This is a genomic window from Nonomuraea fuscirosea (assembly GCF_035917475.1).
Classification (GTDB): domain Bacteria; phylum Actinomycetota; class Actinomycetes; order Streptosporangiales; family Streptosporangiaceae; genus Nonomuraea; species Nonomuraea fuscirosea.
The window spans coordinates 1,729,177-1,741,732 of the sequence record NZ_CP109074.1 but is presented as its reverse complement, the minus strand read 5'-3'; the positions used below and the strand labels follow the sequence as shown (position 1 = coordinate 1,741,732).

Here is a 12,556-nt window from a genome sequence, read left to right as displayed (position 1 = left end):
ATGATCGCCGGGCTCAGGTCATCCTCCGGACGCTCTCCCGCAGGACGACCTCGCCGGCGACCTGCTCGACCACGACCGGGTCGTCCTCGTTCAGCGCCAGGACCAGTGCCCGCGCGCCCATGTCCTTCAGCGGCAGCCGTACGGTCGTCAGCGCCGGTACGTGATCACGGAGAGTGACGATGTCGTCGAACCCCGCCACCGAGAGGTCCTCCGGCACCCTGATCCCGCGCTCGCGGCAGGCCGCCAGCGCCCCCACCGCCATCACGTCGTTGACCGCGAACACGCAGGTCGCGTCCCCGACCTGCTGCGCCGCCGCGTATCCGCCGTCGCGGTCGAAGGGCCCGTGGATCACCTGCGGGGCGGGCAGCCCCAGCTCGCCGAGCGCGTCCGCGAAGCCGGCGCACCGGTCGGCCGCCGTCACCAGGTGCGGCGGCCCGGCCAGCACCGCGAACTTCGTGTGGCCCAGCCCCGCCAGCGCCCTGGCCAGCTCGGCCGCGCCCTGCCGGTTGGCGGGGGCGACGGTGTCGACGCCGAGCAGGTCCTGGCCGACGCAGGCCGCCCGGCCGCCGCCCGCCTGGTAGCGGGCGAGTTCGTCGCGCAGCCGCCCGGTGACGGCGGGATCGGCGACGCGCGAGCCGACCAGCAGGACCGCGCGCACGCGCTGGGCGTGCAGCGTCGCCACGTAGGCGATCTCCTGCTCGGGGTCACGATGCGTCGTGCCCACCATGACCAGCAGCCCTTCGGTGGCCGCCGCCCGCATGGCGCCGTCGGCCAGGGCCGCGAAGTAGGGGTCGGTCAGGTCGTGGACGACGATGCCGATGACGTTGCTCGCCCCGCGGGCCAGCGTCTGGGCGGCGATGTTGGCCCGGTAGCCGAGTTCGTCCGCGGCCTGCTCGACGCGCGCCCGCAGAGCCGCGCCCACCTGGCGGGTGCTGCCGTTGAGCACCCGCGAGGCGGTCGCGAGCGAGACGCCCGCCTGCTTGGCGACGTCTTCCAGCGTGACCACGAGACCTCCCGGAAAGCGGTTTCCAAGTCTGCCAGACCGGCATCTGGATCCGCATCCTGCCACGCCCCGGCCCCCGTACGACAGGATGCCGCACCCCGAGGAGACATCCTGTCGTACGGGGCCCGGGAAAGGATGCGGCCGGCCGCGCCCGTGCGGGACGCGGCCGGCCTCACGTCGTCAGGTCAGGCCCAGGGGAACAGGATGTCGAGCAGCCCCTTGCGCTCCTCCTGCGTCGGCTGCGGCACGGGCGCCTGGGTCGTCCCGGAGTCCGTCTCGGTCGGCGTCTGGCTGTCGTTGTCCGACTGCTTGTCCGAGGTCTCGGTCTCGACCCCGTCGCCCCGGCCGTTGCCCCGGTCGTCGGTCTCGTTCATCTGACCCTGTGGCTCACGGGTGGGCTTGCTCGTGGCCTTCGTGGTCGGCTTCGGCTCGCGGGTGGCCGTCGGGCGCGCCGAGGGCTCCCGCGTCGCGGGCTGACGGACCCGCTGCTGCGGCGTCGCCGGCACCGAGGCCCTGGGCTGGTCCGGCTCGTCGGTGGTCGTGTCCACGGGCTCTTCGTCGACCGGCTCCTCGGTCTCGTCCTCGATCGGCTCCTCCTCGGGGAGCGCCGACTCGGACGGGGTGTTCACCTCGCCCGCGCTGGCGCACTGGGCGCCCGCGCACGGGTCGTCGGAGGACGTTCCGGTGAGCATCCAGCCGGCGCCCACGCCGACGATCACGACCGCGACGGCCGCCACCAGCAGCACCCGTGTGCGGCGGCGCACCTCGCCTTCGCCCTTCGCGCGCCCGCCGTAGGAGTCCTTGCCGTCGGCGTCGTCGGTCCAGCCCGAGCCGAGGAAGCCGCGCTTGGGGCGGTCGTCGGCGTCGTCGTCGCGGTCGCCGTCGTAGCCGCGGTCCAGCGGGAGGTACGGGTTGTCGCTGTCCACCCGGTGCGGCCCGCTGTGCTCGTCGTCCAGGTCGTGCGCCCCGCTGGGTCCGCCGAAGTCGTGCGCGCCGCTGGGCCCGCCGAAGTCGTGCGCGCCGCTGGGCCCGCCGAAGTCGTGGGCGCCGCTCGGGCCACCGAGGTCGTAGCCTCCGGACGCACCCAGCACGTCATGCGGACCGCTCGCGCCTCCCAGCGCGTCGCGGGAACCACCCGGTCCGTCCAGCACGTCATGCGGCCCGCCGAGCACGTCGTGCGGGTCAGGGGCGAGCAATCCCCGCGGCGGGGGGTCGTCGAGCACGTCACGCGGCCCGTCGATCGGTTGCGAGCCCTTGTCAAGAGGCAGGATGTAGGTCTCGTTGCCGACCACCTGGATGGCGGGTTGCTCGTCGGTGTCCTCGGTGCTCCACCGGGGGGACAGCACGTCACCCGTCATCAACTCCGGGTTTAACGGCCTACCCTGCCCATCCTCGTATGGCCTGTCGTTCTCGTCGCGCGCCACGGTGGAACCTCTCTAGTTCGAAATCAGACCGCGCCCCTTCCTACCACTACTTGTCGGGATATTTCACTTGTTTCGCTCAAATTACTCTCCGTAACATTCGCCCCAATCGCGTTTCCCGTCACGCCGGTCCGGGTAGGTAGCCCTTTCACCCGGCGCGTCAGTACGAGGTCACTTGCAGGGGTTCGTGGTGCTGTCGACGACCTTGTCCTTGAGCGAGTCGGGGATCGCCGAGACGACCCGCACACCGGGCCAGTCCTTGCCGATGACGAGCTGGATGATCGGCCCGCCGGGCGCCGCGGCCTTCACCTTCCCCTGGTACGGCTGCGCCGTCAGCGGCCTGACCTTGCCCGCGACGGGCGTGCGCTTGTCCTTCGACAGCCGCGCGGCCACCGCGTCACCGTAGGCGGGGCCCTGCTCGGCGTCCTTCTTGGCGTACCGGACGGCGGTGGCGGGAGTGAGGGCGGCGTTGCCCACCTGCGTGACCACGAACCCCTGGGCGGCCAGCTCGTCGGCCACCTGGAGCGCCTTGCCCTCCTCGCCGGTGGCGTTGAGCACCTGGAGGCGCACCTGCTTGTTCTCGATCTTCGGCGTGGACGGCTTACCCGGGGTGGGGGCGGCGGTGACCTCGACGTCGTTGCGCACGCTCTCGAAGAAGTTGCTCGCCGCCGGCTCGGAGAACTGCACCCGGGCCTTGTTCTGCGGGTACTCCTCGATCGGCACCGTGATGCCCTTGAGCTCCTTGGCGGTCAGGCCCTTGACGCTGTTGGCGATCTCCAGCATCCGGTCGAGCGACAGGCCCTCGTCCACGGTGACGGCCTTGATACCGGCCTGGAGGAAGTCGTTCATCTTGGCCGGGTCGGTGAGCAGGCCACCGCTGGTGACCTCCTTCAGCACCTGGGTGAGGAAGATCTGCTGGCGGGTGATCCGGCTCAGGTCGCTGCCGTCGCCCAGGGCGTACCGGGTGCGCACGTACCCCAGCGCCTGCTCGCCCTTCACCCGGTGCTTGCCGGCGCTGAGCACGAGCTTGGACTTCGGGTCGTTGACCGCCTTGGGCAGGCAGATCTCGATGCCGCCGATGGCGTCGATGATGCCCTTGAAGCCGGTGAAGTCCACCTTCACGAAGTGGTTGATCTTGATGTTGGTGAGAGATTCGAGGGTCCTGATCGTGCAGTTGATGCCGCCGTCGTTGAAGGCGGAGTTGATCTGGCGGATGCCGGGGGCGAGCGCGGTGCCGTTCCTGGCCTTGCACGAGGGGATCAGCACCATGGAGTCGCGCGGGAAGCTGATCATCGTGGCGCTGTCGCGGTTGGGGGCGATGTGCAGGAGCATGATCGTGTCCGTGCGCTCCCCCGCGCCCACGGTCGTGGCGCCGTACTTCTGGTTGTTGCCGTCGCGGGAGTCGGAGCCGACGAGCAGGACGTTGAGCGCGCCGGTGTCCGGCGGCCGGCTGGGGCCGACGTCGATGCGGTCGCGGTCGATCAGGCCTTCGAGGTAGCGGTAGTAGCCGTAGCCGCCGAGCACCGAGGCCACCAGCACGATGGTCAGCCCCACGGCCACCCAGCCGAGCGGCGTCAGCGGGTTGCGCCGCGGCTCGGAACGGCGTCTTCTCTGGTCCGGCGGAGGTGGGGGTGGAGCGACCCTGCGGCCAAGAACCGCCTCGTCCTGCTGCTCCCTCATGCGGTTCACCCCTCGCACCATGATCGCGAAGCATAGTCACAAACAGGACCTCAGGAGGACAAGTCCCTGCATCTCGCGCCTACTTCGCTCCTCCATGATGGAGCAGACCTGGCGTCCTGGGTACTCATGCGTCACCTCCATCGAGGGCTCCATCCAAACCACGCGAATGCGGGGCGTCATGACGCATGGTGCCGTCATCATGACGTTCATGCTGTTGACCGAGATGGCTTCTCCCCCCGGCGCCGAGGAGATGGCGGGGCTGCGCGACAGCGCCAGAACCGCCCGGCGCGGCGCGCTCGTGGCGCTGATCGCCTCGATCTCGCTGCTGGCCACCGCGCAGTTGCTCGCCGACAGGGCCACGACCAGGGAGCAGGCGCTGCCGCTGGCCGTACTGTCCCTCGGCGTCTTCGCCGTCGCCGTGCCCGCGCTGGCGATCACCCAGTACGCCTGGGGCGCGCGCGCCCGCATGGTGCGGCGGCGCGAGCGGGAACTGTACGCCTTCGCCCGCTCCGGCCCGGCCCGCCCGCTGACCCGGCTGGCCCTGGCCGCCGGCTGGACGGTGACGCTGCTGCTCGGCTGGACCGTCCCGCGCTTCTTCCGCGAGGCCGCCTGGTACTCCTTCGCCGACGCCCTGGCCTGGGCCGTCGAGGTCCTGTCGGTGGTCAGCGTGGCCGCGGGGGTGTTGTTCCTGCTGTGGTGGGCACGCGATGTGGCGGGGACCGTGGCGCGTGCCCTGCGCTCGGGCGGATCACCTGGCGATCCCTGGGATCCCGGTCGCGGCGCGCGCCCGCGGGAGGGCGCGGCGCTCTGGACGGGCGCGGCCGTGGCGGTCGTGGCCCTACTCGGGGCCCGCGCCCATCTGTGGGAGCCGGCCACCGGCGTCGTCTACGTGCTGCTCACCGCCGCGCTCGTCTGCGGAGTAGTTACTGACGAGTAGCATAGGCACGGAACCCCTGCTAACAACGAGGAGCGAATCCGTGCCTTCCTCTCGTGACGTCGTGTTCGTCGACGGCGTGCGCACACCTTTCGGCAGGTCGGGGCCGAAGGGGCTGTACGCGGAGACCCGCGCCGACGACCTGGTCGTCCGCGTCATCCGCGAGCTCATCAGGCGTAACCCCAACCTGCCCCCCGAGCGCGTGGACGAGGTCGCCATCGCCGCGACCACCCAGATCGGCGACCAGGGCCTGACCATCGGGCGGTCGGCGGCCGTGCTGGCCGGGCTGCCCAAGACGGTGCCCGGTTACGCGATCGACCGCATGTGCGCGGGCGCGATGACCGCGGTGACCACGGTCGCGGGCGGCATCGCGTTCGGCGCGTACGACGTCGCCGTCGCCGGCGGCGTCGAGCACATGGGCCGCCACCCCATGGGCGAGGGCGTCGACCCCAACCCGCGGTTCCTGTCGGAGCGGCTGGTCGACCCGAGCGCCCTGGTCATGGGCATGACGGCGGAGAACCTGCACGACCGCTACCCCACCATCACCAAGGAGCGCGCGGACGCGTACGCGGTGCTGTCGCAGGAGAAGGCGGCCAAGGCGTACGCCGACGACAAGATCCAGCCCGACCTGGTGCCGACCGCGATCAGGACCGCGGAGCGGGGCTGGGGCCTGGCCGTCGAGGACGAGGCCCCGAGGCCGGGCACCACGATGGAGGCGCTGGGCGGGCTCAAGACGCCGTTCCGGCCGCACGGCCACGTCACGGCCGGCAACTCCTCCGGCATCAACGACGGCGCCACCGGCTGCGTCGTGGCCGCCGCGGACGTCGCGGAGGAGCTGGAGTTGGGGCCGAAGATGCGGCTGGTGTCGTACGCGTTCGCCGGCGTGGACCCCGAGGTGATGGGCGTGGGGCCGATCCCGTCCACCGAGCGGGCGCTGCGGCTGGCCGATCTCGACATCTCCGACATCGGGCTGTTCGAGATCAACGAGGCGTTCGCCGTCCAGGTGCTCGCGTTCCTGGAGCACTTCGGCATCGCCGACGACGATCCCCGCGTGAACGCCTACGGTGGCGCGATCGCCTACGGCCACCCGCTCGCCTCCTCGGGCGTGCGGCTGATGACGCAGCTCGCCCGGCAGTTCGGCGAGCGTCCCGACGTGCGTTACGGCATCACCACGATGTGCGTCGGCATGGGCATGGGCGGCACCGTGATCTGGGAGAACCTGGCATGACGAACAGCATGGACACCTGGCGGTCGCTGCTCAGCGAGCGCAACAGCGACGAGGTCGTCACCAAGGCGCTCGTGCGCGACGTACGGCTGCCGTACGGGGCCGGCACGATGGCGCTGATCACGCTGGACAACGGCTTCGACCACACCAAGCCGAGCACGTTCGGGCCGCACGGGCTGTTCGCGCTGAACGGCGCGCTGTCGGAGATCGCCCAGCGCACCGACCTGGCGGCGGTGGGCGTCACCGGCAAGCCGTTCGTGTTCGCCGTGGGCGCCGACCTCAAGGGCGCGGCGGGCCTGGCCACGCGGGAGGAGGCGCTGGCCATCGGCGCGCTCGGCCACCACGTCTTCCGGCGGCTGGGCGAGCTGGCGATCCCGTCGTTCGCGTTCGTCAACGGCGCGGCCATGGGCGGCGGGCTGGAGATCGCGCTGCACTGCAGATACCGGACGATCTCGGCGGGCGTGCCCGCGGTGGCGCTGCCGGAGTGCTTCCTCGGCCTGGTGCCGGGGTGGGGCGGCACGCAGCTGCTCCCCCGCCTGATCGGCCCGGCGAACGCGATCAAGCTGATCATCGAGAACCCGCTGTCGCAGAACCGCATGATCAAGGGCGCGGACGCGTACAAGATGGGCGTCGCCGACGCGATGTTCGAGCCCGCCGACTTCCTGGAGGAGTCGCTGCGCTGGGCCGCCCGGGTGGTCAAGGGCGAGGTCACCGTGGAGCGGCCGGCCCGTGCCGACGACTGGGCCAAGGCCGTCGGCGACGCGCGCTTCCTGGTGGACATGAAGCTGCGCGGCGCCTCGCCCGCCCCTTACCGGGCGCTCGACCTGATCGCCCTGGCCGAGACCGCCACCCGGGACGAGGGCTTCGCCGCCGAGGACGAGGCGCTGGCCGACCTGCTCATGAGCGACGAGCTGCGGGCCGGGCTCTACTCCTTCGACCTGGTGCAGCGCCGGGCCAAGCGGCCCGCGGGGGCGCCGGACGCCGCGCTGGCGCGCAAGGTCACCAAGGTCGGCGTGGTCGGTGCGGGGCTCATGGCCTCGCAGATGGCGCTGCTGTTCGCCCGCCGCCTGGAGGTGCCGGTCGTCCTGACCGACCTCGACCAGGCCAGGCTGGACAAGGGCGTCGGCTACGTGCACGGCGAGGTGGACAAGCTGCTCGGCAAGGGGCGCGTCTCGCAGGACCAGGCCAACCGGCTGAAGTCGCTGGTGAGCGGCTCGCTGACCAAGGACGCCTTCGCCGACGCCGACTTCGTGATCGAGGCCGTGTTCGAGGACCTGGCGGTCAAGAAGCAGGTGTTCGCCGAGGTCGAGGCCGTCGTGCCGGCGGAGTGCGTGCTGGCCACCAACACCTCCTCGTTGTCGCTGACGGAGATGGGCGCAGGGCTGGCACATCCGGAGCGGCTGGTCGGCTTCCACTTCTTCAACCCGGTCGCGGTCATGCCGCTGCTGGAGATCATCAGGGGCGCGGCGACGGACGACGCCACGCTGGCCACCGCGTTCGCCGTGGGCAAGGCGCTGAAGAAGTCGTCGGTGCTGGTCAAGGACGCTCCGGCGTTCGTGGTCAACCGGCTGCTGACCTGCTTCATGGGCGAGGTCGTCGCGGCCGTGGACGAGGGCACCCCGCTGGAGACGGCCGAGCACGCGCTCGACGGGCTCGGGCTGCCGATGACGCCGTTCGCGCTGCTGCAGCTCGTCGGGCCCGCGGTCGGCCTGCACGTGGCCGAGACGCTGCACGAGGCGTTCCCCGACCGCTTCGGCGTCTCGGAGAACATGGCCAAGCTGGTCGCCTCGGGCAAGCCGGGCGTCTACCGGCCGGACTTCACCCTCGACCCGGAGGCGGTGGCGCTGTTCGCGGGCGGCTCGTCGCCGTCCACGGCCGAGGAGGTGCGCGCGCGGGTGCTCGCCGCGCTGGCCCGGGAGATCCGCGTCATGCTGGACGAGGGCGTCGTGGCCGCCGCCCAGGACATCGACCTGTGCATGATCCTCGGCGCCGGCTGGCCGTTCCACCTGGGCGGGATCACGCCGTACCTCGACCGGAGCGGCGTCGCCGAGCCGCGCTTCCTCGCGCCCGGCGTGGCCTCGCTGCCGGCCTGATTTTAAGGGCCTTTGAGGAGGCTCGCACGCGGGCCTCCTCACCTCGGCCCCAACTCCGTCGTAGCGTATGGTGCCGTCCTACGAACGGAGAGTAACCATGATGAGAGCAGCAGGCACCCTCGCGCTCTGCGGCACCCTCCTGGCGGGCGCGTCGTCCCCCGCCCTGGCCGTCGCCCCGCCCCCCAAGGTGCAGCTCAAGATCGTCGACGCGGCCAAGAGCGGAGTGACGAAGACCGTCTGGCTCCACTGCGCGCCCGCCGGCGGCACCCACCCCAACGCCCGCGCGGCCTGCCGCCAGCTGGAGCGGGTCGGCGGCAAGCCGGCCGACCTCAACGTGCACCCCAACGCCGCCTGCACCAAGGAGCTCGCACCGCACGCCGTCGTGGTCGTGGGCCGCTGGTACAGCTCGCGCGTGCAGTGGGCCAAGGTCTTCGCCAACGGCTGCCTGGTCCGCGCGGCCACCGGGGCGGTCGTCTCGCTCTGAGCACCGGCTGACGGCCCGCCCCTGTGACCGCTGGAAGAGGCCTCAGTGGCGGGCCTGCTGCCAGGGCGTCGCGGTACGGCTGTGCCAGTAGCCGTAGCCGAAGTAGAGCACCACGCCGATGACCATCCAGATCAGGAAGCGCAGCCAGGTCTGCACCGGCAGGTTCAGCATCAGGTAGAGGCAGGCCAGCACGGACAGGGCCGGCAGCACCGGCACCAGCGGCGCCTTGAACGCCCGCGGCAGGTCCGGCCTGGTCCTGCGCAGGACGACCACGCCGATCGACACCACCACGAACGCGAACAGGGTGCCGATGTTCACCAGCTCGGCCAGCTCGCCGAAGGACACGAAGCCGGCCAGCGCCATCGTCACCACCCCGATGAGCATCGTGAGCCGGGCCGGGGTGCCGAACCGGGGGTGCACCTTGGCCATGGAGCGCGGCAGCAGCCCGTCGCGGCACATCGCGAACAGCACCCGGGTCTGGCCCATCAGCAGCACCAGCACCACGGTCGTCAGGCCGGCGATGGCGCCCACGCCGATGATCGAGGCCAGCCAGGGCTGCCCGACCGCGGTGAAGGCTCCCGACAGGGGCGCGTCGGTGCTCAGCTGGGTGTAGTGCTGCATGCCGACGACGACGAGCGAGACGGCGACGTACAGGATCGTGCAGATCACCAGCGAGCCGATGATGCCGCGTGGCACGTCGCGCTGCGGATCGACGGTCTCCTCCGCGGCGGTGGCGACGATGTCGAAGCCGATGAAGGCGAAGAACACGATCGCCGCGGCGGAGAAGATGCCGATCACGCCGAACGCCACCGGTGTGATGCCGAACAGCACCTGGAAGAGCGGCGCCTCCAGCCCCTCCACCCGCTCGGTGGGGACCGCCTCGGGGATGAACGGCGTGTAGTTGGCGCTCTTGATGAAGAACAGGCCGGCCACGATGACCAGCAGCACCACCGCGACCTTGGTGATCACCAGGATCAGGTTGACCCGCGAGGACAGCTTGATCCCGGCCACCAGGACCGCGGTCAGGAGCGCCACGATGGCGATCGCCGGGACGTTCACGACCGGATCCGCGCCGGCGATCGAGGGGGGCAGGTTCAGCCCGAACGTCGACAGCAGGGAGGCGAAGTACCCCGACCAGCCGACCGCCACCACGGCCGCGGCCAGCGCCAGCTCCAGGATCAGGTCCCAGCCGATCACCCAGGCGGGGAACTCGCCCAGGGTGGCGAAGGAGAAGGTGTAGGCGGACCCGGCGACCGGGATGGTGGAGGCGAACTCGGCGTAGCACAGGGCCGCGAGTGCGCACACGATGCCGGCGACGACGAACGAGACGGCCACGGCGGGCCCGGCCGTCTCCTTGGCGACCTGTCCGGTCAGCACGAAGATCCCGGTGCCGACGATCACGCCGATGCCGAAGACCGTGAGGTCCGTGGCGGTCAGGCGCTTTCGCAGCTGGTGTTCGGGGGCTTCGGTGTCCCGGATCGACTGCTCGACAGTCTTCGTGCGAAAGATGTCCACGATCTGCGATATTTCCCACACCCAGGGTGATCATGCCCGTAGCCGGGTACGGGCTTGGATCACCGCGGGCGCGCGCGTGGACACACGCGGGCTGCCGCAGCCGGGCGCCGGCCGCGGCGGGCCGCCGCGGCCTGGTGCCCGGGTGTCAGCGGCGGACGGGCTCCTCGGCGGAGCTGCGCCGGGCCACCGCCTCGGTGATCTGGCGGGCCAGGTCCTGGCCGGTCAGGCCGACCCGGCCGAGGATCACGGCCCGCTTGGCGTGGTCGAGGAACTGCTGCGGGATGCCGTAGGTGCGTACGGGGACGTCGACGTCGGCGTCGCGCAGCAGGCGGGCCACGGCGTCGCCCACGCCGCCGACGCGCCCGTTGTCCTCGGCGACCGCGACCAGCTTGTGCGCGCCGGCGGCCAGGACGAGCGCCTCGTCGAGCGGCTTGACCCAGCGCGGGTCGACCACGGTGGCCGAGATGCCCTGGGCGTCGAGCAGGACCGCGGCGTCCATGCAGACCTGCGCCATGGGGCCCACGCCGACCAGCAGCACGTCAGGCTCGGCCGCGGCGGCCCTGAGCAGGTCCATCTCGCCCAGCTTGCCCACCGCCTCGATCGGCTCGGCGACCGGGCCCTTGGGGAAGCGCAGCACGGTGGGGCCGTCGGTGACCTCGACGGCCTCGCGCAGCAGCTCGCTCAGGCGGTCGCCGTCGCGCGGCACCGCGACCCGCAGCCCGGGCACGACCTGGAGGATCGACAGGTCCCACATGCCGTTGTGACTGGCCCCGTCGTCGCCGGTGACGCCCGCCCGGTCGAGCACGACCGTGACCGGCAGCCGGTGCAGCGCGACGTCCATGAGGAGCTGGTCGAAGGCGCGGTTGAGGAAGGTGGCGTAGACGGCCACGACCGGGTGCAGCCCGCCGAGCGCGAGCCCGGCGGCGCTGGTCAGCGCGTGCTGCTCGGCGATGCCGACGTCGTAGATGCGGTCGGGGTAGGCCTCGGCGAAGGCGTTGAGCCCGGTCGGGTGCAGCATGGCGGCGGTGATCGCGACCAGGTCGTCGCGCTCCTTGCCGAGCCGGACGAGCTCCTCGCTGAAGACGTTGGTCCAGATGCGGCCCTTGGGCTTCTCCGCGCCGGTGGCGCGGTCGAAGGCGCCCGGCGAGTGGAACTGGTCCTCGTCGTGGTTCTCCGCCGGGGTGTAGCCGCGGCCCTTCTGGGTGAGGGCGTGCACGATGACGGGGCCGCGGAAGTCGCGGGCCTGGCGCAGCGCCGCCTCCATGGCCTGCTCGTCGTGCCCGTCGATGGGGCCGACGTATTTGAGGCCGAGGTCCTCGAACATCACCTGCGGCGCCAGGACGTCCTTCACGCCCTTCTTGAAGCCGTGCAGGGCGTCGTAGAGGACGGGAACGTTGCCGATCTTGTCCTTGACGTATTCGAGGACGTCCTCGTAGCGGCGGTTGACCCGCAGCGAGGACAGGTGGGAGGCCAGGCCGCCGATCGTGGGCGAGTAGGAGCGGCCGTTGTCGTTGACCACGATCACGACCGGCAGGTCCTTGATCGCGGCGATGTTGTTGAGCGCCTCCCACGCCATGCCGCCGGTCAGCGCGCCGTCGCCGATCACCGCGACGGCCGTGCGGCCGGGGTCGCCGGAGGCGTCCCGGTCGCCCTGACGGTCGCCCTGACGATCTCTGTGCAGCTTGAACGCCTTGGCCAGGCCGTCGGCGTAGGACAGCGCGGTCGAGGCGTGGGAGTTCTCCACGAAGTCGTGCTCGGACTCGGCCTGGCTGGGATAGCCGGACAGGCCGCCCTCCTGCTTGAGCGCCTCGAAGCCGGCGGCCCTGCCGGTGAGCAGTTTATGCACGTAGGACTGATGGCCGGTGTCCCAGATGATGGGGTCGCGGGGTGAGTCGAACACGCGGTGGAGGGCGATGGTGAGCTCCACCACGCCGAGGTTGGGGCCCAGGTGACCGCCGAACCTGGCGCAGGCGTCGACGAGGACATCACGGATCTCCCCCGCGAGCCGCGGTAGCTCCTCGACAGTGAGCCGTCTGACGTCCTGCGGTCCCTCGATCGAGCCCAGCAACCCGCTCACGGATCCGACCCCCTCTGCTCTTTTGCGCCGATCCCCAAGAGTCTAGTTCGCGGATGCCTCACTGACTCCATCGAGTCAAATCCACCCACATATGTCCGATCTTGACCTAGTCTTTCGGTACCTA

Annotated in this window: 9 protein-coding genes; 4 read left to right on the top strand and 5 right to left on the bottom strand. The window is 71.2% G+C overall.

Annotated features, from left to right (window positions below; genetic code table 11):
• Positions 1-13: 13 nt before the first annotated feature.
• The 3 genes from OIE67_RS07790 to OIE67_RS07780 all read right to left on the bottom strand — a co-directional run bounded on the left by OIE67_RS07790 (position 14) and on the right by OIE67_RS07780 (position 4,104).
• The gene (locus OIE67_RS07790) at positions 14-1,006 is read right to left on the bottom strand and encodes a LacI family DNA-binding transcriptional regulator (protein ID WP_326638071.1); all 993 of its coding nucleotides are present in this window, start codon (positions 1,004-1,006) and stop codon (positions 14-16) included.
• A gap of 182 nt (positions 1,007-1,188) precedes the next feature.
• Positions 1,189-2,361: a hypothetical protein gene (locus tag OIE67_RS07785; protein ID WP_326638069.1), complete on the bottom strand. Its 1,173-nt coding sequence runs from the start codon at positions 2,359-2,361 to the stop codon at positions 1,189-1,191.
• A 234-nt stretch (positions 2,362-2,595) separates the two neighbouring features.
• Positions 2,596-4,104 (bottom strand): LCP family protein, encoded by a 1,509-nt coding sequence (locus tag OIE67_RS07780; RefSeq protein ID WP_326638067.1) that lies wholly within the window; start codon positions 4,102-4,104, stop codon positions 2,596-2,598.
• A gap of 208 nt (positions 4,105-4,312) precedes the next feature.
• On the opposite strand from OIE67_RS07780, the gene OIE67_RS07775 reads away from it, so the two are divergent.
• From OIE67_RS07775 to OIE67_RS07760, 4 genes are all read left to right on the top strand, one after another.
• On the top strand, positions 4,313-5,041 hold the full coding sequence (locus OIE67_RS07775; protein ID WP_326638065.1) for a hypothetical protein: 729 nt from the start codon (positions 4,313-4,315) through the stop codon (positions 5,039-5,041).
• A gap of 61 nt (positions 5,042-5,102) precedes the next feature.
• On the top strand, positions 5,103-6,266 hold the full coding sequence (locus OIE67_RS07770; protein ID WP_326645253.1) for a thiolase family protein: 1,164 nt from the start codon (positions 5,103-5,105) through the stop codon (positions 6,264-6,266).
• The gene (locus tag OIE67_RS07765; RefSeq protein ID WP_326638062.1) at positions 6,263-8,356 is read left to right on the top strand and encodes a 3-hydroxyacyl-CoA dehydrogenase NAD-binding domain-containing protein; all 2,094 of its coding nucleotides are present in this window, start codon (positions 6,263-6,265) and stop codon (positions 8,354-8,356) included. Before OIE67_RS07770 ends, OIE67_RS07765 begins: the two co-directional genes overlap by 4 nt.
• 97 nt (positions 8,357-8,453) lie before the next feature.
• Positions 8,454-8,840: an SSI family serine proteinase inhibitor gene (locus OIE67_RS07760; protein WP_181306892.1), complete on the top strand. Its 387-nt coding sequence runs from the start codon at positions 8,454-8,456 to the stop codon at positions 8,838-8,840.
• Positions 8,841-8,882: 42 nt separating this feature from the next.
• Here OIE67_RS07760 and OIE67_RS07755 read toward each other — a convergent pair whose 3' ends face one another.
• Together OIE67_RS07755 and dxs are read right to left on the bottom strand one after the other, a co-directional pair.
• Positions 8,883-10,355: an amino acid permease gene (locus tag OIE67_RS07755; RefSeq protein WP_326638059.1), complete on the bottom strand. Its 1,473-nt coding sequence runs from the start codon at positions 10,353-10,355 to the stop codon at positions 8,883-8,885.
• Positions 10,356-10,500: 145 nt separating this feature from the next.
• Positions 10,501-12,423, bottom strand: coding sequence for a 1-deoxy-D-xylulose-5-phosphate synthase (gene dxs / locus OIE67_RS07750; protein ID WP_326645251.1), 1,923 nt, complete (start codon positions 12,421-12,423; stop codon positions 10,501-10,503).
• Between the last annotated feature and the right edge of the window lie 133 nt (positions 12,424-12,556).